This window comes from Bordetella tumulicola, assembly GCF_965138755.1.
Taxonomy (GTDB): domain Bacteria; phylum Pseudomonadota; class Gammaproteobacteria; order Burkholderiales; family Burkholderiaceae_B; genus Bordetella_A; species Bordetella_A tumulicola.
The window spans coordinates 1176305-1195677 of the sequence record NZ_CBCSFP010000001.1; the positions used below are offsets into that span (position 1 = coordinate 1176305).

Sequence of the window (19373 nt, forward strand, 5' to 3'; positions counted from 1 at the left end):
ACGTGCACCGCGACGCATTGTAGATGACATCATCGGGAAAAAACCCAACCCGAAGATCCATCCGGCATCTGCCTACATGCCGAACGGAATCATGTGCAAGAGACAAAGCGCCGGGATCTACGCCGCCACTCTCAAGTGCCGTTTGCCGCGACGTCCAGAAACCGGGCTCGAGTTGGGACTCAGCAAACTACTGGGGACATCGGCCAGCAGCCCCTCTTCACCCCGTTGGCTGATCTGGCCGGGGAGAATCCAGCTTTTCCCATCGCTACATTCTGTGTCACGCAACTGCATCGCGAGACGCATGGCGTCGTGTTCGGCACGTTCGCGCCCAGGACGGGAAATTTCGCAAAACCGGGCAAAACTGAATGTGCGGAGCCCTTCGCGACCGATTACGTCGACGCAGCCCCGGTACTCACCAATACCCATTTCATGTACCCATGGGCGAATGGAGTAGCTCACTTTGGAGGTAAACGCAGCAAGAGTGTCCATAGCCTGATCTCCTTGATGACGTCCTACCCCTCCAGAGTAGAACAAAATCAGAAGTCTGCTCGGTTCGTTTGCATTCTTTGAAAACCATTACGATAACGTTACATACGCCTATAAATTCCTACTTTTTTGCCCTGCAGGCGATCAAGGCTTAGTGGAACGTACTCGACGCCGAGAGTGGCCGCTTTGTTCGGGACGGTTATTTTGTTGGAAATCTCCGGTTTTTTTAGCGGAATCGACTCGTGGTGTGCCGGGCGATCGTTGCGCGGGAGCGACACGCGGCGCACCCGGGTGTGACTCGTGCCCGTCCTCAGGCAGCGCAATACCAGAGGAAAACAGGTCCCAGCAGGCGATGAATAGCGCAGCGATCAGCGGTCCGATGACAAAGCCATTGAGCCCGAACAACCCCATGCCGCCCAAGGTGGAAATGAGTACTACATAATCGGGCAGCTTGGTGTCTTTACCCACCAACAACGGGCGCAACACGTTATCCACCATGCCAATCACGAGCACCCCGTACAACACCAGGGCCACCCCTTCCCACATATGCCCACTGACCAGGAAGTACACCGCGACGGGCGCCCAGATCAGACCCGCTCCGATGGCGGGCAGCAATGACAGGAACGCCATGACCACGCCCCACAACACCGGCCCTTGAATGCCCAATGCGTAGAAAATCACGCCGCCCAGCACCCCTTGGGCCGCCGCCACGGCGATGTTGCCCTTCACAGTCGCACGGATGACCGTGGTGAACTTGCGAAGCAAATGCATCTTGTGCGTGTCACTGAGTGGAATCGCCTGACGCAGTCGCGCCGACAAGATCGATCCGTCGCGCAGCAAAAAATACAACAGATACAGCATCACGCCAAAACTCACCAGGAACTCAAAGGTGTTCTGACCGATATTGATGGCCTGGGTCGCGAGATACTGGCTGGCTTGCAACGCACCCGCAGTCAGTTTTTCCTGAATACTGGTGAAGTCACCCACCCCAAAACGCGACAGCATGCTGTGCACACTGGATGGCAACGCGTCGAGAATTTGCTGGAAATACGCACCGAAGTTCAAATTTCCCGATTTCATGCGCTGATACAGATTCGCCCCCTCTTGTATCAGCGAGGCGGTGATGAATGCCACGGGTACGATCACCACAAACAAGACCAGCAGCAATGAGATCAGGGCGGCAAGATTACGACGTGCGCCCAATTTGCTGGCGATGCGCCGATGAACCGGCGCAAAAATAATAGCCAGAATCGACCCCCAGAATATCGCGCCATACAGCGGCCACAAGAGCCATAAAAAGGCAATCGACACGGCCGCCAAAAGCAATAAGAAAAAGCGGTAATACAGGCTAGACCCGTTCATAGTTTGATTCCGTGGGCGGCCCCAGCCGCGTGTGGCGAATTGTACAAACTCAGTGGTTATAAAGACTGCAATGTTTGCAAGCGGCTTGACGCTTGCTCGATGGCGTCGGCATGACTATTTAACGCGTCGAGCAATTGATTCAGTTCGTGCTGGACGGAAGGATCCTGCACAACGGCGGAATCGGCCTCGATAGTCATCTGATTGGCATGCTGGGCGACGAAATCCGACGCTCGCAACCCATCATCCAGCGCGGCTAATGCGGTGGCGGTCAACCCACCGAGGATCTCAGCGGGCTGCGTGACGGCCTTGTCATAGGCCTGTGCGTAGACGGACTGCAAATCGGCAGGCTGCTTCCATTCGGCGCGCTGGGTCTGGGCTTGGGCCTGTGCCTCGCGCAGTGCCTCTCGCGCCTTGAGCAGGGCCTGCCGATCAGTCCGCAACACCTCTAGACGGCCCTGCAGTTGCGCCACGGACGACAACGTCGCGTGATCGAACGCGTGCACGAGATGCTGTCTCAACGCCGCCGCCGCGTTATTGGATTCCATCAACACCGCGTACTGCTTGGCGTAGTCTCCCCAGGCGTCGCGCTGGGCCTCGTCAGGCGCCGGTACGCGCAAGTCTGGCGAAGCAATCACCTGGGTCTGCAACCCCGTGATGAACGCGGCGCGTTCTTCTGGCTCTTTATTGACACAGCCGACTGCCGCCAGACTCAACCACACCATCCCGATGAAATAAACCGCAATGCGCATAGATTTCCTGTTTACCCCCCCAGCGCGGCGCGATTTATCGCGCTGCCTGCTGGCATAGACTACCCTACAATGGCGAAATGAATGCTTCCAATTCTTCCCATTCAGCCGCCGGCGAATCGCCACCCTGGGGCTATGACCATCCCGATTGCCGGGGTGCGGCCGCGTTCCTGTTTTTCACATCAGACCTGGCGCGCGTCGTTAATCAACAATTGGCCGGCCTGCCACTCGACGCCGCCGCGTTGGCCCGCGCGCAGCAAGCCGTCGATGCACTGATACAAAAGTACATTGAGGTTCAGGCTGCGCCGGCCGCCTTTAATGGCCAACGCATCATACTGAAACTCGATGCGGAGCAACCGGGCGATGTTCCGCAAGTCGCGCTGGAAATGTCACCCGAACTCGAAGACCAAATCATCGAAGCCCAGCGCCTGGCACAGCAACAAGCGGCCTTGCGTCAATAAAGGCTTGCTAAAACAATAATTTACGGATAAAATCGAAAGATTGGCAGTATAAGTAGTAGTTGTACATACGGATCTAACCATACGTATCTAACACGAAGATGTGTATTAGGATTTGGGTGCAACGTGAGTGCATGTACTACGTGCACAAGCAGTACGCGGTAAAACAAGTCGCAGTTGATATTTTTTGATGGCAGGCATGGCACAACCATGCAAATAACCAGCCTGCTGTCTTGCAGTATTTCTTTGGCTCATTGAGCATCCGTTCAAACGGAGCAATAACAATACCGCCCCTGGTGGCGAGAGCCTCGGCAAATGCCGTTTTCATTACCTGTACCGCCATACAGCCCTCGCGCAGTTTTTCTGTGGCGTTCTATGCCTGCAGGCGTCTCTCGCATATCACCGAGACGCGCCCTATGAGCGTACGCCGCATTTGCGCGAGATTATTGACACGCCCTGTCCGGCTCGCGCATTTGCGCGCCCCGTACACGGACTGTCATCGCATTTCCATAACGAAAACCTAGAATAAGGATCATCATGAGCCAACTTATCAACCACCCCATCACGCCGGCCGAATTGTTACCCCGTCAGACTCACAGCAACCTGGATCATATGCAGATTCATGTGGGCGACATCGTGCACCTGCGGCCCGCCAACGGTCCGGAAATTCGCGCGACCGTGATCTACAACGCGCCCATCAACGGTACCGTGACGTATACCACTGACGTGGTATGCCCTCGCGGCCGTACCGGCCAACCCGGCATGCGTATCCGGTTCCGTCACGAACACGTGCATCGCATCGAACCGCTGCGCCAACACGCAGCATAATCTGTTGCATCCGGGTCGTGTGCTGCATCGCGCGGCAACGTCTCGCCTCCCGCAGCACACCCGCACTGCAACGCGCGGCCATGATAAAGTGAATTTCCCCTTTTTACTGCCATCATGCCCATGCTGCACATGCGATCTTCTGTCCGTATCTGGGACCTGCCTACCCGCCTATTCCATTGGGCCCTGGCCGTCTGTGTCATCGGCGCGTATGTCAGCGTCAAGCTCGGCGGGCTATACATGGACTGGCACGTCCGTTTCGGCCTCGCCACGCTGGGGCTGATTATCTTTCGCCTGGCCTGGGGATTTATCGGTCCCCGCTATGCCCGATTCGCGTCTTTTGTCCGCGGTCCTGGCACAATAAAACGCTATTTCCAGGGGGCGATGACCTCGGCTGGCCACAATCCGTTGGGCGCACTCTCTGTCATTGCCATGCTGGCCCTGCTGGGGTTTCAGGCGGTCAGCGGCTTGTTCACCAGCGATGACATCATGACGCAGGGCCCGCTTTACTCACGGGTAGACGAAAGCGTCGCCTCGTGGTTTTCCACGTGGCATCACCGAAACGAATGGATCATCGTAGGCGTGGTTGCCCTGCATCTGCTGGCGATCGTCTGGTATGTCGTCGTCCGACGCCAGCGTATGGTACGGCCCATGATTACGGGCGATGTACGACCTCAAGACCTGCCCGACGGCACGCCGCCGGCGCATGATGGCCCAATGATCTGGCTACGTGCCGCTTTGATTGCCGCCGCCGCGACAGCATTGGTCTTGTGGATCCGCTCACTGGAGATCGTGGCGGATTTTTCATTCTCGTAAAAATCGCTCCCAACGACCAACAACTGCGGCCTGCGAACGGTTAATCCGCAGGCCGCAAGCTGGCATTGCGATACCGAAAATTATTTCTTTTTGCGGAAGCTGTCGTGACAGGACTTGCAGCTGGCGCCCACATCACCAAACGCAGCACGGACCTTTTGCAGATCGCCCGAGTCGGCAGCGACCTGCAACTTGGCCATGTTTTCTTTCAGCGCATCACGTTTTTGCGCAAAACCCGCGGCGTCGCTCCAGACCTCGGGAAGAGCCTCTCCCCCTTCCGTGCCTGGGCCAAAACCCGCCCAGGGTAGTTCGGCCAGGGTATTGAGCAGTTGCACGTTCGCCTTGATTTGCTCGGCATCGTACGGTGCCTGGCCTTTTACGACGGGCTGCATACGGCCGAAATGCGAGGCCATCAGCGTCAAGGCGGCTTGGCGATATTTGATCGCATCAGCGGGCTTGGCAAATTGCGCTTCGGCGGGCGCAGCCCACAGCGATGCAACGGTCATACAGGCCGCAGCGGCCAGCAAAGGGAACTGCTTCATAGATGGTCTCCGATCGGTGTGACGGCGTGCCGGCCTACCCGGCACTGCCGACTATACCTCCCGAGCGAGACTAGCCGCCAGTCCTATGTAGCTACGCGGCGTCATCGCCAGCAGACGGGCCTTGGGCTCGTCGGGCAAGGCCAGGCCGTTGACGAACTCGCGCAATGCCGTTTCGGTAATCCCCTTGCCACGGGTCAGGGCCTTGAGTTGCTCGTACGGCTGCGGCAAACCATAACGACGCATGACGGTTTGCACGGGCTCGGCGAGGACTTCCCAGCAGGCATCGATATCGGCGTCAATCGCGGCGGTGTTGACCTCGAGCTTGCCCAGGCCACGCATGCACGAATCCCAGGCCACCAGGCAGTACCCCAGGCCGACCCCCAGGTTACGCAGGACGGTCGAATCGGTCAGGTCACGCTGCCAGCGCGAGACCGGCAGCTTTTCGGACAAGTGACGCAGCACGGCGTTGGCCAGGCCGAGGTTGCCTTCGGAGTTCTCGAAATCGATGGGGTTGACCTTGTGCGGCATGGTGGACGAACCCACCTCGCCTTCTTTGAGGCGCTGCTTGAAATAACCCAGTGCCACATAACCCCAGATATCGCGATCCAGATCCAGAATGATGACGTTGGCCCGCGCCACCGCGTCGAACAGGGCCGCCATCCAGTCATGCGGTTCGATCTGAATGGTGTGACGGTTTTGTGTCAGGCCCAGGCCGCCCAGCACGCGGGCGCTGAATGCCGGCCAGTCGATTTCCGGATAAGCGGACAAGTGGGCGTTGTAGTTGCCCGTCGCGCCGTTGAGCTTGGCCAGCGGCTCGACGGCCTCGATCGCGGCAATGGCGCGCTGCAGGCGCGCGGCCACGTTGGCAAACTCTTTGCCCAGCGTCGTGGGGCTGGCGGGCTGGCCATGCGTACGCGACAAGAGCGGCTGATCCGCGTACACGCGTGCCATGTCCGCCAAAGTATCGGCGATCTGTCGCAAGCGCGGCACCACGACCTCGCTGCGCGCGCGCGTCAGCATCAGGGCGTGAGACGTGTTGTTGATGTCCTCGGACGTGCAGGCAAAGTGAATGAACTCGGCCGCGTTCGCGAGCTCGGCATCGTCGGCGACCTTTTCTTTCAGCCAGTATTCCACGGCCTTGACGTCGTGATTGGTCGTGCGCTCGATGTCCTTGATACGGGCGGCGTCAGCCTCGGAAAAGTCGCGGACCAACTCGGACAGACGTGTGCGTGCGCCGGCAGAGAAGCTCGATAGTTCGGGCAGACCCGCATCGGACAAGGCCACGAGCCAGGCAACCTCGACTTCGACGCGGTGCGCCATGAAGCCGGCTTCGGACAACAGGCCCCGCAGTGCATCACCGCGAGCCGCGTAACGGCCATCGAGCGGAGAAAGGGCATTGAGGTGACTGATCTGGTCGGCAATCTGCATGGCGTGAAAGGGAAAAAATGTGGAGGCAACCCGCGATTTTATCACCCGGGTCTCTGTAACAATTCAGACCCTCGTTGCACGGTAAAATCGATGGCTGTTTCCCTGGTAGCCAGGCTTGCTATATTTCTCTCGTAGCCAGGCCTGCTATACTCCGCCCGCCTTTCGACTTTGCCTGTGGCCCCCATGAAACTGATCGGTTCACTCACTAGCCCCTACGTCCGCAAAGTGCGCGTCGTCATGGCCGAGAAAAAGCTGGACTACCAGCTCGAAATCGAAAATGTGTGGTCGCCTGACACGCAAATTCAAAGCTATAACCCGCTGGGCAAAGTGCCTTGCCTGGTCATGGAAGACGGCGGCGCGCTGTTTGATTCGCGCGTCATCGTCGAATACCTGGACACGCTGTCCCCTGTCGCACGTTTGATTCCGCAATCGGGGCGTGACCGTGCGGCCGTGAAATGCTGGGAAGCCATCGCCGACGGCATGCTGGATGCCGCTATCCTGATCGTCCGCGAAAATCTACGCCCCGAGACGGAGCGCAGCACGAGCTGGATTGAACGCCAGTACGGCAAGATCGATGCCTCGCTGCACGCCATGGAAGAAAGCCTCGGCGAGCAGGCCTATTGCATGGGTGTCAATTACAGCCTGGCCGACATCGCGGTGGGCTGCGCCACGAGCTATCTGGATCTGCGGTTTGCCCATCTGAACTGGCGCGCCGACCATCCTAATCTGGCGCGCCACGAAGAAAAGCTGTCGCAACGCCAATCGTTTATCGACAGCGTGCCGCCTCCTCCGGCGGCATAAACGCATCAGCCACTAAACGCCTGGACGGCCTTGAACAACATATAGGCCGCCAGCGCAAACAGCAGGCAAGCAAACACGCGCTTTAACGTCGCCACTGGCAAGCGGTGCGCCATGCGCGCACCTGCCGGCGCCGTCAGCACACTCGTGGCCACCAGCGCCAGCAAAGCCGGCCAATACAGGTACCCAAACATGTGCGGCTGCGTGATGTCTGATTTGAGGCCCGAAATGATATAGCCCACGCTGTTTGCCAGGGCGATGGGGAAACCCAGCGCGGCCGATGTGGATACCGCCGCATGCAGGGCCACGTTGCACCAGACCATAAAGGGCACGGACAAAAAACCGCCTCCGGCGCCGACTAGGCCCGACAGAAAGCCAATCCCTGCGCCGGCCGCCGTCGTACCCACCACACCCGGCATCTGGCGTGACGGCTTGGGCTTGGTATTGCGCAACATGCTCCAGGCCGAATAGCCCACGAACAAGGCAAAGAACAACGACAGCCACGCGGTGTTCAGCGCCGCAAATACCGCCCCGCCGGACAACAATCCGCCCACGATAATGCCCGGCGCCATGGCAAATACGATGGGCCACTGAATCGTGCCCTTGCGTTGATGAGCCCGCACGCTGGACACCGAGGTAAACAGGATTGACGTCATCGACGTGGCAATCGCGGCGTGGACGATCAAGTCCTGTGGCATCCCCTGCCAGGTAAATAGCATCGTCAGGAAAGGCACCAACAGCATGCCACCGCCGATACCCAATAAGCCTGCCGCGAACCCGACGACGGCCCCCAGCGCCAGCAAACACACCAACATCATGACATCCACTTCGACTTCCTCCGGTCAAGAACAACGTGTAAGTAAACTTGTTTGAATGCTTGGACCCGGCGGCAGTCGCTACCTGGTATACCGCATCATGTATTTGATGATGAGGCGATAATGCCCCCACCCAGGCAGACATCTCCGTCATACAACACAGCCGATTGCCCAGGTGTCACGGCCCATTGCGGCTGACTGAACGACAACTCAAATGACTCGGGATTAGCCGAGACCACCCGGCACGCCGCGTCGGCCTGCCGATAGCGCGTTTTGGCGCCGATATTTGTCGCCTCGGGNGGNCGGCCGGCCACCCAGCTGGCGTCGAGCGCTTGCAAGCGATCCGACAAGAGCCAAGGATGATCGTGCCCCTGCACTGCGTACAACACATTACGCGTCAGGTCTTTACGAGCGGCATACCAGGCATCGGCCGTGCCGTCATCGCGCTGATTGCCTTTCACGCCTCCTACGCCCAGGCCTTTACGTTGGCCCAAGGTGTAAAACGACAAGCCGTGATGACGTCCGATACGCTGGCCCTCTGGCGTCAAGATGTCGCCAGGTTCGGTCGGCAGATAGCGGTTCAGAAACTCACGAAATGGGCGTTCGCCAATAAAGCAGATGCCCGTCGAGTCTTTTTTGGCCGCGTTATGCAGACCGATTTCGTGCGCGATACGGCGCACCTCGGTTTTGTGGATTTCGCCCAGCGGAAACAACGTGCGCGACAACTGCGCCTGATTGAGGCGATGCAAGAAATAGCTTTGGTCTTTGCTGGCATCGAGTGCCTTGAGCAACTGGTATTCCGGGCCATTCGCGCCCTCAATGGCACGCACCCGCGCATAGTGTCCCGTCGCAATATGTTCGGCCCCCAGCGTCATGGCGTGATCGAGAAACGCCTTGAATTTGATCTCGGCGTTGCACAACACATCGGGATTGGGCGTACGGCCAGCCGAATATTCGCGTAAAAACTCGGCAAAGACCCGATCTTTGTATTCGGCGGCGAAATTTACGAACTCGAAGTCCACGCCGACCAGGTCGGCCACACTCGCCGCATCCAGTAGATCCTGGCGGGTCGAGCAGTACTCCGAGTCGTCGTCATCCTCCCAGTTTTTCATGAACAGGCCGATGACCTCGTAGCCCTGCTGTTTGAGCAACCAGGCCGTGACCGACGAATCAACGCCGCCGGACATACCGACAACGACGCGGCCTTTGCCGCGAGGAATATGAGGGGAAGCTAAAGACATGATAGTGGCATTTTAGCCGGGGATTGCTCAGTCCACGCGTGGTTCGGCTGCACGGGAGACCTCGGCCAGCCAGGTTCGAAACGCCTGCACAATGGGCAGGTTGGCCTTTTGCTCGGGAAAGCACAGGTAATAGCCCTGGCGTGCGCGTACAGGCGCCTGCAAGGCCACGGTCAGCCTGCCGTCACGCAACTCGTCTTCGATCAAACAGCGCGGAATCAGCGCAATACCGAAACCCGCCGCCGCAGCCTGCGATAGCAAGGCATATTGGTCAAAGCGCGCGCCCTCTAGTGCGCGACGCGTGTCGCAGCCCGCCTCATCGAGCCATTCACGCCAGCCTTCCAGGGCCGAGGTATGGTGCAGCAGCGGGTAGCTCAATAATTCGCTGGCGTTTTCACAACCCTTGCCAAGCAAGCGCGGGCTGCCCACCGGCACCACATCGCGCCCGACGATGTAGTCCGCGCCGCTGCCAGGCCAGATGCCTTCGCCAAAACGCACCGCGGCATCAAGCTCCGGGCTCGAAAAATCGTAGCCCTGTCGATGCGGCAAAAACTCCACATGAATATCGGGCCGCACCCGCATGAACGCCGTCAGGCGCGGAATCAGCCAGCGCGCCCCGAAGGTCGGCATGCAGGTCAGCCGCAGGGTGCCGCCCTGGCCCTGATGGGCAATGAGCTCGACCGTTGCGGCCTCGATCTGGCTCAAGCCCGACTGGATTTTCTTCAGATAACTGCGCCCGGCTTCGGTAAGCACCAGGCCTTGCCTGATTCTGAGGAATAGCTCGACCCCTAAAAAGGACTCGAGATGTTTCACTTGTTTGCTAACGGCGCCTTGGGTCACGCAGAGTTCTTGGGCCGCGCGGGTAAAACTGTTATGTCTGGCAGCGACCTCGAAAGCTTGAAGGTCAGTCAGAGAGGGACAAAATCGGCGCATGATAAGCGCGAAATCGAAATGGCTATTTGTAACTATTTACGACTTCATGCATGAGTAAAAGGAATAGCTTACGGAGAATCTTTCGTTTGCGCAAACCCGTATCGAGAACCAAAATTATAAAGTCAGAGTCGCTCTAAGAAGCATGCGCCAAAGCAGGCCAGACCTGTCGCTTTAATCCAATACACTTCCTACAGGGGAATTCATGCAACGTCGTCATGTCATTCTGGGCCTCTCGCTGGCCGCCGCCGCCCTCGCCTCGCCGCTGACCGCCGGTATCGCCCACGCCCAAGATGCTTACCCGAGCAAGCCGATCCGTCTCATCGTGCCGTTCCCGCCCGGAGGCACCACCGACATCGTAGGTCGCCTGTTCGCCGACAAACTCAGCCAAGAGCTGGGCCAAACCGTCGTGATCGAAAACAAGGCCGGCGCCGGTGGCTCGATTGGTAGCGCACAAGTTGCCAGCGCCGAACCCGACGGCTATCTGCTGGGCATCGCCACGGTCAGCACGCACGGTATCAATCCCGCCATTTATCCCAATTTGCCGTTCGATGCGGAAAAAGACTTCACGCCGATCTCGAACCTGGCAGCCGTGCCCAATGTGATGACCACCAACCCCAAGGTGGGTGTCAAGACCATTGGCGAATTCGTTGAGCTGGCCAAGAAAAACCCCGGCAAATTCGCCTATGCGTCAGCCGGTAATGGTTCCGTGTCGCACATGATGGGCGAGTTGTTCAAGATCTCGTCGGGCACCGACCTGATGCACGTGCCCTACCGTGGCGTCGGCCCGGCCTTGAACGATACGCTGGCGGGCCAAGTCGATGTGCTGTTCGATAACCTGCCCTCGTCGTTGCCACACATCCAAGCTGGCAAGCTGGTCGCCATGGCGGTCGCCTCGAACAAGCGCGTCGCCGCGCTGCCCGATGTGCCGACCTTTGCCGAGGCCGGCTTCGCCCCGGTGAACGATTCGTCGTGGTTCGGTTTGATTGGCCCGGCGAATCTGCCCAAACCCGTTCTTGAAAAACTGCACGCCGCCGTCGTCAAGGTCAGCGCTGATCCAGCGTTGATGTCGCGTCTGGAAAGCCTGGGCGCCTCGCCCGTCGCCAACACGCCCGAAGAATACGCACAACAGATCTCGGCCGAAATCGCCAAGAACAAGCGTATTGCCAAAGAAGCTAATGTGAAGATCGACTAATCGATCTACGGCCCCCAGCTTTCCTGGGGGCCGTTTTATTTTTGCGGACGTATCGCGATCATCATGACTATTACGAACCCCCTTTCCTATCGACTGGCTTTGCCAGCCGGCTATCCCGAAAGCGCCACGCCGCTGGTGCTGGACTCGCCGCACAGCGGCACGACCTATCCCCCCGATTTTTCGCCTTCGGCGCCATTTGGCCCGCTGCGTACCGCAGAAGACACCTGGGTCGACGATCTATGGGGCGATGCCGTCGATATGGGTGTTCCCTTGGTGGCCGCCTCGTTTCCGCGCGCTTATATCGACGCCAATCGCTCGCTCGAAGAAATCGATCCGCTGCTGCTCGATCAGCCGTGGCCCGAGCCGTTGCCCGAGTCGGGCAAAGTCAAACTCGGCAAAGGTCTGATCTGGCGCATGCTGGATGATGGCACGCCGCTGTACGATCGCAAGCTCAGCCATGACGAAGTCAACCACCGCATTAATGCTTGCTGGAAACCCTATCACGCCAAAGTCACAGAGCTGATCGATCAGGCCCACACAAAGCACGGCAAGGTCTGGCATATCAACTGCCACTCGATGCCCAGCGTTGCCGGCGCCTATGCGACCGACCAACCCGGCCTCGTACACCCTGATTTCGTGCTGGGCGACCGCGACGGCTCCACCAGCGACCCGGCCTTTCGCCAATTCGTCGCGGCGTGGCTGCGCGAACGCGGCTACAACGTCACCGAGAACGATCCCTACAAAGGCGTGGAATTAGTGCGTGCCAATGGCCGTCCCGCTGATGATCGCCACAGCTTGCAAATCGAAATCAACCGCAAGCTGTATATGGACGAAGTCTCGCTGCGTCCTTCCGAAGGCTATGCCCGTCTGAAGGCCGACCTGCGCGACCTGACCGCGGCCCTGCTGGACTGGATGCGCACGCAAACGGCCTGAAAACGGCTTGATACCAAGGGCTGCAAGGGCGCTGATCAAGAATGCCCTTGTCCTACAGCCTTGTCGACAAACGCTCGTCGACCACCTCAATCCAGTGTCTCACCGGAATATCTGTTCCGCTTTGCAAGTGAGACACGCAGCCCATGTTCGACGACACGATCACCGGCGGCTGATTCTGCAGGATGGCATCCAGTTTGCGATCCCGCAGCGTCAATGCCATCTCGGGATTCAGCACCGAATACGCACCCGCTGATCCACAGCATAGATGCGTATCCATAAACGGCTGCAATTCAAAACCAAGGTCTTTGAGCAGTCGCTCGCTCAATGGTCGCAACCCCTGCCAGTGCTGCAAGGTGCACGGGGGGTGAAAGGCCGCGCGGCCACCGAGGGGCATGCGCTGGCTCAATGTCTGCGCATGCGGCGCCACGATTTCCGCCACGTCTTTGACTAACGCAACGATGCGCGCCGCCCGTTCTGCATAGCGCGCGTCGCCGCGCAGGTGATGCGCATACTCTTTCACCATCGCGCCGCAACCCGAGGCATTCATCACGATAGCTTCGATATTGCCTTGCTCGATCAACGGCCACCATGCATCGATATTGGCGCGCATTTGATCCAGCGCGTCTGCCTGCGCGTCGAGATGAAAGTTGACTGCGCCACAACACCCCGCGCCGGGCGCCAATCTCGCACCGATGCCGATCGCGTCCAACACGCGGATAGTGGCCGCATCGATGGTGGGCATCATGGCAGGTTGGACACAGCCGGTCAGCATCAGGACTTGGCGAACATGCTGCGTCACATCGGGCAATAAACCGGGATGGCGAGGCACCGGCACTTTGCGTTTGAGCGCGTCGGGCAATAGGCTGCGCACCGTCTGCCCGAGTCGCATTGCCACGCCAAACAGCGAAGAATTCATGCCTTTGCGCAAGAGCGTGCGACGCAATCGGTCTGGCCACGAGCGACGCACTTTCTGATCGACCAGCTGGCGGCCAATGTCAATCAGATGCCCATATTGCACGCCAGAGGGGCATGTCGTTTCGCAGTTGCGACAAGTCAAGCAACGATCCAGATGCTGTTGCGTTGCCCGTGTCGGCTCATCGCCTTCGAGGACCTGCTTGATCAAATAAATGCGACCGCGCGGGCTATCGAGCTCATCGCCCAAAACCTGATAGGTCGGACACGTCGCGGTGCAAAATCCGCAGTGCACGCAACGCCGCAAGATGGCATCGGCTTCGCGGCCCTGATCCGTATCGCGCACCCAGGAAGCAAGATTCGTCTGCATGCTGCGCTATAGCTCCAACACCATTCGGCCCGGATTGAATAATCCCGCGGGATCCAGTTCGTGCTTCAGGCGACGGGTAATCGTGGCAACGCCTGAAGACAAGGGATGAAAGACGCCGTCAGCCGGAATGGGCCCGGCTGCAGGTCGAAACAGCGTGGCATGCCCTCCCAGGCGCTCTGCCCACGCCCGGATCGTCTGCGCATCGATGCTGCCGCTTAACCAGCGCTGGCCACCGCCCCATTCCACCAACGTGGGTAGACCGAAGTCCTGGACGGGCGTTGCGGGCGGGAGCGCCAGGCGCCATAGCGGCTGATGCCGCGTAAAGAATGAATGGGTCTGCTCCCGCAAAGACGACCACCAACGCACGGCTTGATCGTCGTCCAGTTTTTCGCCGCCGATATGGCCTACCGCGGCCTGAATGGCCGGCGGTGCGCCCGACAGCCGTACCGTGACGTAGCCCGCCGACATGGCGTCGCCGTGGTCTGCATCGGCACGATGCACAGCGATGCCATCGGCACTGGATTGCGCGGCGGCGGTCCAGCTCGTCGCGGAAATCGCTAACGGTTGGCTGCGCCATTGTGCAAAACGGGACAGGGCTTCTTGTTGAGTCGCCTCAAATCGCACGCTGCACTGTTCGAAAGGTATGGGCAAGACCTTGAGCGATACCTCGACAATGGCGCCGAAAATACCCATTGAGCCGGCCAGCAAACGCGAAACGTCATAGCCGGCCACGTTCTTCATGACCTCTCCGCCAAACGACAACAAGCGTCCCTGCGAATCCAGTAGACGCGCGCCCAGGACGAAATCACGGACGCCACCTGCCGTCATACGGCGCGGCCCCGCCAAGCCCGCCGCCACGCAACCGCCTATCGTCGCCGGCCCACCAAAATGGGGAGGCTCAAACGCCAACATCTGGCCCTGTTCGGCCAACTCGGCTTCGAGCGAAGCCAGAGAGGTCCCCGCCCTGGCCGTGACCACCAACTCGGTCGGCTGATAATTGACGATACCGTTATACGCCGTCATATCCAGCAGGCAATGGCCGTCTTGGGGCGTCACGGGACGGTAGTTGCCATAAAAGGCTTTGCTACCACCGCCGCGCACAAACAACGGCCTGTGAGCGGCGTGCGCCGTCATCACCTGATCACACAACTCCTGCAAGACGAATTTCATACTCGCCGCGCCTAAAAGCGCGCCAGGTCTGGAAAAGGGAGATCTCCCCCGTGCACGTGCATTTTTCCATACTCGGCACAACGTGCCAGGGTAGGAATCACTTTTTCGGGATTCAACAGGCCGGGGGGGTCAAACGCCCGCTTAACGGCCAGGAACGCGTCGAGTTCGTCGCGCGAAAATTGCACGCACATTTGATTTATTTTTTCCATACCTACCCCATGCTCACCCGTGAGAGTGCCTCCGACCTGCACGCACAATTCAAGAATTGCAGCGCCAAATTTTTCTGCCCGCTCGACGTCGTCGGGCTTATTCGAATCAAACAAAATCAACGGATGAAGATTGCCGTCTCCCGCGTGGAACACGTTTGCGCAACGCAGTTCAAACTCGTCCTCCATCTGCTCAATGGCACCGAGCACACGGGCTAAATGGCGTCGGGGAATCGTGCCATCCATGCAGTAGTAGTCTGGCGACACACGCCCTGCCGCCGGGAATGCATTTTTTCGCCCGGCCCAGAACAGCAAGCGCTCGGCCTCGTCGCGCGAGACCTGCAAACGCGTAGCGCCGGCCTCACGAAACACCGTCTCCATGCGCTCGATCTCGTGCGCGACCTCTTGCGTCGTGCCGTCGGATTCGCAGAGCAAAATAGCTTGTGCAGAAACGTCATAGCCCGCTTTCACAAAGGGCTCGACCATCTGCACGGCCTGACGATCCATCATTTCCAGACCGGCGGGAATGATGCCTGCGGCAATCACATCCGTCACCGCCTGGCCGGCCGCCTCGACACTGGAAAAACTGGCCATGATCACTTGCGCGCACGCGGGCTTTGGAATCAGCTTGACCGTAACCTCGGTCACCAGGCCCAGCATACCCTCGGATCCAATGAACAACGCCAGCAAATCCAGGCCTGGCGCATCCGGCGCCTCGGAACCCAGCTCAATCACCTCGCCATCAATCGTCACGACGCGTACACGCAGCACGTTGTGCACCGTCAATCCGTACTTCAGACAATGCACGCCTCCCGAATTTTCCGCGACATTGCCACCTATCGAACAGGCGATCTGGCTAGAGGGATCCGGTGCGTAATACAGACCATAAGGCGCAGCCGCCTCTGAAATGGCAAGGTTGCGAACGCCGGGCTCGACCACCGCCGTCGCCGCGACGGGATCCACCCGCAAAATACGATTGAGCTTGGACAACCCCAGCAACACGCCCTGCGCATGGGGCATGGCGCCGCCCGACAGGCCCGTCCCTGCACCGCGAGCGACCAGAGGCACGCCCAATCGCTTGCACAGTCGCATCACGGCGATGACCTGGGTCTCGGTCTCGGGCAACACTACGAGCGGCGGCAATGTTCGATACAAGGACAAGCCATCGCACTCGTAAGGGCGTGTATCCTCTTCGCGATGCAGAACGCAATGCACCGGCAGTATGCCGCGTAACGCATCGACGAGTTGGCTCGCGGAAAATGTTTGCTCGGGGTGACGCAGATTGGGCTCGACCAATGAGTTCATGTCAACACAATAGCGTGTCACTATCATTCATGGCAGAGCGGATTTACCCGCATCCGCCGCCGGTGCATGCTCTACCGTGGCGCAACCGCCTCGGCTTACCAACTGATGATTTTGCCGGGATTCAGGATGTTGTTGGGATCGAAAGCGTGTTTCAGGCTGCGCATCAGGGCTAACGCGTCTTCGCCGTGCTCGTCGGCCATGAACTGCATCTTGTGCAGACCGATGCCATGTTCACCCGTGCACGTCCCGTCCGCGGCAATGGCACGTCGCACCAAATTGTGATTAATCGTTTCCGACTCACGCCATTCGGCAGGATCGTCAGGGTCCAGCAACATCAGCACGTGGAAGTTGCCGTCGCCGACGTGACCCACGATCGTGTAGGGAAAGCTGGCGCGTTCCAGCTCGTCAACCGTCTCGCGCACACAATCGGCCAAGCGCGAAATCGGCACGCAGACGTCCGTCGTGCTGGAACGGCAACCGGGGCGCAATTGCAGACCCGCGAAATAGGCGTTGTGACGCGCCGTCCAGAGTCGGCTGCGGTCCTCGGGTCGCTCGGCCCATTCGAAATCCATGCCGCCGTGATCAGAGGTGATGCTTTGCACGATCTCCGCCTGCTCCTGGACGCCGGCGGGGCTGCCGTGAAACTCGAACACCAGCATAGGTGTTTCGCGCAAAGTCAGTTTGCTGTACAGGTTGACGGAGCGCACGCTCGCCTCATCCATAAACTCGACACGCGCCACCGGCACGCCCATCTGAATGATCTCGATCACACTCTGCACGGCGTCGTCCAGCGACGGAAAATTGCAGATGGCGGCCGACACGGCCTCGGGTTGCGGATACAGCCGCACCGTGACTTCGGTGATGATGCCCAGCGTGCCTTCGCTGCCGACAAAGACCCGGGTCAGGTCGTAACCCGCCGCGGACTTGCGGGCACGACCCGCCGTCCGTACGACGCGTCCATCGGCCGTCACGACGGTCAGCGACACCACGTTTTCGCGCATCGTGCCATAACGCACCGCATTGGTGCCCGAAGCGCGCGTGGCGGCCATGCCGCCCAGGCTGGCATCCGCCCCGGGATCAATCGGGAAAAACAGGCCGGTATCGCGGATCTCTTCGTTGAGTTGCTTGCGTGTCACCCCGGCTTGCACCGTCACCGTCAGGTCTTCCGCATTGACCGCCAAGAGCTGGTTCATCTGCGATAGATCCAGGCTGATACCGCCCTGGATTGCCAGCAAATGGCCTTCGAGCGACGAGCCCGCGCCATAGGGGATCAGGGGCACTCGGTGCTCGTTGCACAGCTTTGCCACGGCAGCAACCTCTTCGGTGCTGCGGGCAAAGACCACCGCATCGGGCAACATGGGCGGGTATGGCGACTCGTCACGGCCGTGATGCTCGCATACCGCCTGCGATACCGACAGGCGATCAGCAAACTGTGCCTGCAGGGCCTCCAGACAGGCGGCGGGAACAGGACGGCGCAAAGTTTCAGCGGTAGCGGGAGCGTTCATGGCGTCAAAAGCAGTAATGAATGTGAAATTCCCATTCTACGCCTTGCGCCCGCTCGGCCCCCCTATTTCCCGCTGGTGGACGCGACGAGCCGACGCGCCTTGACGGCACCCGCCAAGCGCTCCAGCACCGCGACCGACGCATCCCAATCGATGCAACCGTCGGTAATGCTCTGGCCATAGACCAGCGGCTCGCCGGGCACCATGTCCTGACGGCCCGCGACCAGATGACTTTCGATCATCAGGCCGACAATACGCGGATCCCCGGACTCGAGTTGACGCGCGACATCGTCGACGACCAAGGGCTGGTTTTCGGGATTTTTGCTGCTGTTGGCATGGCTGGCATCAATCATGACACGCTGCGCGAGGCCCGATTTAGCCATGTCCTGGCAGGCTGCCGAGACACTCGCCGCGTCGTAGTTGGGGGCCTTGCCACCGCGCAAAATGACGTGACAGTCTTCGTTGCCCGCCGTCGCCACGATGGCAGAATGCCCACCTTTGGTCACCGACAGGAAATGGTGCGATTGTGACGCCGCCTTGATGGCGTCCACGGCGATTTTGACATTACCGTCGGTCCCGTTTTTAAAACCCACCGGGCACGACAAACCGGAAGCCAGCTCGCGGTGAACCTGGCTTTCGGTAGTGCGCGCCCCGATGGCTCCCCAGGACACCAAATCGGCGATGTACTGCGGCGTAATCATATCCAGGAACTCGCAACCCGACGGTACTCCCTGGCTATTGATATCCAGCAGCAACTGTCGGGCCACCCGAATCCCGCGATTGATGTCGAAGCTGCCGTCCAGGCCCGGATCGTTAATCAACCCCTTCCACCCCACCGTGGTGCGTGGTTTTTCGAAATACACACGCATCACGATTTCCAGCTCACCTTGCAGACGGTCTCGCACCGGTTTGAGGCGGCCTGCGTACTCCAGCGCCGCCTTGGTGTCGTGAATCGAACACGGCCCGATCACCACAATCAAACGGTCGTCCATGCCGTGCAGGATGCGATGCATGGACTGGCGCGCGGCAAAGACGGTCTCGGATACCTCTTTCGTGCAGGCAAATTCGCGCATCACATGTGATGGCGGGTTCAGCTCTTTGATTTCGCGGATGCGAAGGTCATCGGTATTGTGTGACACGGTAGACTCCTGGGTGATTTTCGCCAGGCTGACGGCACAAAAAAGCCGCCAGGTCGGCTGGCGGCTTTTTTTAGGGATTTTGTGCAAACTCTAGACTGCGTGCACCCCTTCCTCCGCCAGCGGCTTCAGAAACCCAAAAAAATAAAAATAAAAGGCGGGGGATGCGAACGTCATAGCGTCAAACTCTAGCACAAAATCCG

19 protein-coding genes and 1 pseudogene are annotated in these 19373 nt (G+C 59.3%); 6 read left to right on the top strand and 14 right to left on the bottom strand.

The genetic code is table 11. From position 1 onward, the window contains the following. Positions 1-117 precede the first annotated feature (117 nt). The 3 genes from ACNAZS_RS05510 to ACNAZS_RS05520 form a co-directional block, all read right to left on the bottom strand. Positions 118-489 (bottom strand): hypothetical protein, encoded by a 372-nt coding sequence (locus ACNAZS_RS05510; protein ID WP_415786921.1) that lies wholly within the window; start codon positions 487-489, stop codon positions 118-120. A 141-nt stretch (positions 490-630) separates the two neighbouring features. After that, complete coding sequence (locus ACNAZS_RS05515) at positions 631-1848, bottom strand: AI-2E family transporter (protein ID WP_415786923.1); 1218 nt, start codon at positions 1846-1848, stop codon at positions 631-633. Positions 1849-1904: 56 nt separating this feature from the next. Beyond that, complete coding sequence (locus ACNAZS_RS05520; protein ID WP_415786925.1) at positions 1905-2597, bottom strand: DUF3053 family protein; 693 nt, start codon at positions 2595-2597, stop codon at positions 1905-1907. A 77-nt stretch (positions 2598-2674) separates the two neighbouring features. Between ACNAZS_RS05520 and ACNAZS_RS05525 the strand changes: the two genes are divergently transcribed. The 3 genes from ACNAZS_RS05525 to ACNAZS_RS05535 all read left to right on the top strand — a co-directional run bounded on the left by ACNAZS_RS05525 (position 2675) and on the right by ACNAZS_RS05535 (position 4693). After that, a complete protein-coding gene (locus ACNAZS_RS05525) occupies positions 2675-3055 on the top strand; it encodes a hypothetical protein (RefSeq protein ID WP_415786926.1) in 381 nt (126 codons plus the stop codon). 534 nt (positions 3056-3589) lie between these two features. Beyond that, positions 3590-3880, top strand: coding sequence for a hypothetical protein (locus tag ACNAZS_RS05530; protein ID WP_415786928.1), 291 nt, complete (start codon positions 3590-3592; stop codon positions 3878-3880). 120 nt (positions 3881-4000) lie between these two features. Continuing rightward, positions 4001-4693: a cytochrome b/b6 domain-containing protein gene (locus ACNAZS_RS05535; RefSeq protein ID WP_415786930.1), complete on the top strand. Its 693-nt coding sequence runs from the start codon at positions 4001-4003 to the stop codon at positions 4691-4693. An 80-nt stretch (positions 4694-4773) separates the two neighbouring features. Here ACNAZS_RS05535 and ACNAZS_RS05540 read toward each other — a convergent pair whose 3' ends face one another. Together ACNAZS_RS05540 and purB are read right to left on the bottom strand one after the other, a co-directional pair. Further along, positions 4774-5232 (bottom strand): c-type cytochrome, encoded by a 459-nt coding sequence (locus tag ACNAZS_RS05540; RefSeq protein ID WP_415786932.1) that lies wholly within the window; start codon positions 5230-5232, stop codon positions 4774-4776. A gap of 51 nt (positions 5233-5283) precedes the next feature. After that, on the bottom strand, positions 5284-6660 hold the full coding sequence (gene purB / locus ACNAZS_RS05545) for an adenylosuccinate lyase (protein WP_415787091.1): 1377 nt from the start codon (positions 6658-6660) through the stop codon (positions 5284-5286). A gap of 183 nt (positions 6661-6843) precedes the next feature. Here purB and ACNAZS_RS05550 point away from each other — a divergent pair, with 183 nt between their 5' ends. Next, a complete protein-coding gene (locus tag ACNAZS_RS05550) occupies positions 6844-7461 on the top strand; it encodes a glutathione S-transferase N-terminal domain-containing protein (protein ID WP_415786934.1) in 618 nt (205 codons plus the stop codon). A gap of 5 nt (positions 7462-7466) precedes the next feature. Here the strand turns inward: ACNAZS_RS05550 and ACNAZS_RS05555 are convergent, their stop codons facing one another. The 4 genes and pseudogenes from ACNAZS_RS05555 to gcvA form a co-directional block, all read right to left on the bottom strand. Continuing rightward, entirely contained in the window at positions 7467-8285 is an 819-nt protein-coding gene (locus tag ACNAZS_RS05555; protein ID WP_415786935.1) for a sulfite exporter TauE/SafE family protein, read from the bottom strand. A gap of 86 nt (positions 8286-8371) precedes the next feature. Next, positions 8372-8575, bottom strand: a 204-nt coding sequence (locus ACNAZS_RS05560) for an aminomethyltransferase beta-barrel domain-containing protein (protein WP_415786937.1), incomplete at its 5' end; no start/stop codon positions are given. A gap of 1 nt (position 8576) precedes the next feature. Beyond that, positions 8577-9514 (bottom strand): annotated as a pseudogene (gene mnmA / locus ACNAZS_RS05565) (tRNA 2-thiouridine(34) synthase MnmA); the annotation flags it as partial. A gap of 27 nt (positions 9515-9541) precedes the next feature. Then, the gene (gene gcvA / locus ACNAZS_RS05570) at positions 9542-10444 is read right to left on the bottom strand and encodes a transcriptional regulator GcvA (RefSeq protein ID WP_415786939.1); all 903 of its coding nucleotides are present in this window, start codon (positions 10442-10444) and stop codon (positions 9542-9544) included. Positions 10445-10646: 202 nt separating this feature from the next. Here gcvA and ACNAZS_RS05575 point away from each other — a divergent pair, with 202 nt between their 5' ends. Continuing rightward, the gene (locus ACNAZS_RS05575) at positions 10647-11636 is read left to right on the top strand and encodes a Bug family tripartite tricarboxylate transporter substrate binding protein (RefSeq protein ID WP_415786941.1); all 990 of its coding nucleotides are present in this window, start codon (positions 10647-10649) and stop codon (positions 11634-11636) included. Between the two features lie 63 nt (positions 11637-11699). Further along, a complete protein-coding gene (locus ACNAZS_RS05580) occupies positions 11700-12569 on the top strand; it encodes an N-formylglutamate amidohydrolase (protein ID WP_415786943.1) in 870 nt (289 codons plus the stop codon). 52 nt (positions 12570-12621) lie between these two features. Here ACNAZS_RS05580 and glcF read toward each other — a convergent pair whose 3' ends face one another. The 5 genes from glcF to aroG form a co-directional block, all read right to left on the bottom strand. Next, positions 12622-13851, bottom strand: a complete 1230-nt coding sequence (gene glcF, locus ACNAZS_RS05585) for a glycolate oxidase subunit GlcF (RefSeq protein WP_415786945.1) — start codon at positions 13849-13851, stop codon at positions 12622-12624. A gap of 6 nt (positions 13852-13857) precedes the next feature. After that, positions 13858-15021, bottom strand: coding sequence for a glycolate oxidase subunit GlcE (glcE, locus tag ACNAZS_RS05590; RefSeq protein WP_415786947.1), 1164 nt, complete (start codon positions 15019-15021; stop codon positions 13858-13860). Between the two features lie 11 nt (positions 15022-15032). Next, positions 15033-16532 carry an FAD-linked oxidase C-terminal domain-containing protein gene (locus ACNAZS_RS05595; protein ID WP_415786951.1) on the bottom strand — a complete coding sequence of 500 codons (1500 nt, stop codon included), beginning with the start codon at positions 16530-16532 and terminating at the stop codon, positions 15033-15035. A gap of 95 nt (positions 16533-16627) precedes the next feature. Then, positions 16628-18037: an FAD-binding oxidoreductase gene (locus tag ACNAZS_RS05600; RefSeq protein ID WP_415786953.1), complete on the bottom strand. Its 1410-nt coding sequence runs from the start codon at positions 18035-18037 to the stop codon at positions 16628-16630. Positions 18038-18099: 62 nt separating this feature from the next. After that, a complete protein-coding gene (gene aroG / locus ACNAZS_RS05605; RefSeq protein ID WP_415786955.1) occupies positions 18100-19173 on the bottom strand; it encodes a 3-deoxy-7-phosphoheptulonate synthase AroG in 1074 nt (357 codons plus the stop codon). Between the last annotated feature and the right edge of the window lie 200 nt (positions 19174-19373).

Excerpts from the sequence above, each read along its gene's own strand:
- ACNAZS_RS05510 (WP_415786921.1), bottom strand. The coding sequence starts at position 489 with ATGGACACTCTTGCTGCGTTTACCTCCAAAGTGAGCTACTCCATTCGC.
- ACNAZS_RS05515 (WP_415786923.1), bottom strand. The coding sequence starts at position 1,848 with ATGAACGGGTCTAGCCTGTATTACCGCTTTTTCTTATTGCTTTTGGCG.
- ACNAZS_RS05520 (WP_415786925.1), bottom strand. The coding sequence starts at position 2,597 with ATGCGCATTGCGGTTTATTTCATCGGGATGGTGTGGTTGAGTCTGGCG.
- ACNAZS_RS05525 (WP_415786926.1), top strand. The coding sequence starts at position 2,675 with ATGAATGCTTCCAATTCTTCCCATTCAGCCGCCGGCGAATCGCCACCC.
- ACNAZS_RS05530 (WP_415786928.1), top strand. The coding sequence starts at position 3,590 with ATGAGCCAACTTATCAACCACCCCATCACGCCGGCCGAATTGTTACCC.
- ACNAZS_RS05535 (WP_415786930.1), top strand. The coding sequence starts at position 4,001 with ATGCTGCACATGCGATCTTCTGTCCGTATCTGGGACCTGCCTACCCGC.
- ACNAZS_RS05540 (WP_415786932.1), bottom strand. The coding sequence starts at position 5,232 with ATGAAGCAGTTCCCTTTGCTGGCCGCTGCGGCCTGTATGACCGTTGCA.
- purB (WP_415787091.1), bottom strand. The coding sequence starts at position 6,660 with ATGCAGATTGCCGACCAGATCAGTCACCTCAATGCCCTTTCTCCGCTC.
- ACNAZS_RS05550 (WP_415786934.1), top strand. The coding sequence starts at position 6,844 with ATGAAACTGATCGGTTCACTCACTAGCCCCTACGTCCGCAAAGTGCGC.
- gcvA (WP_415786939.1), bottom strand. The coding sequence starts at position 10,444 with ATGCGCCGATTTTGTCCCTCTCTGACTGACCTTCAAGCTTTCGAGGTC.
- ACNAZS_RS05575 (WP_415786941.1), top strand. The coding sequence starts at position 10,647 with ATGCAACGTCGTCATGTCATTCTGGGCCTCTCGCTGGCCGCCGCCGCC.
- ACNAZS_RS05580 (WP_415786943.1), top strand. The coding sequence starts at position 11,700 with ATGACTATTACGAACCCCCTTTCCTATCGACTGGCTTTGCCAGCCGGC.
- glcF (WP_415786945.1), bottom strand. The coding sequence starts at position 13,851 with ATGCAGACGAATCTTGCTTCCTGGGTGCGCGATACGGATCAGGGCCGC.
- glcE (WP_415786947.1), bottom strand. The coding sequence starts at position 15,021 with ATGAAATTCGTCTTGCAGGAGTTGTGTGATCAGGTGATGACGGCGCAC.
- ACNAZS_RS05595 (WP_415786951.1), bottom strand. The coding sequence starts at position 16,532 with ATGAACTCATTGGTCGAGCCCAATCTGCGTCACCCCGAGCAAACATTT.
- ACNAZS_RS05600 (WP_415786953.1), bottom strand. The coding sequence starts at position 18,037 with ATGAACGCTCCCGCTACCGCTGAAACTTTGCGCCGTCCTGTTCCCGCC.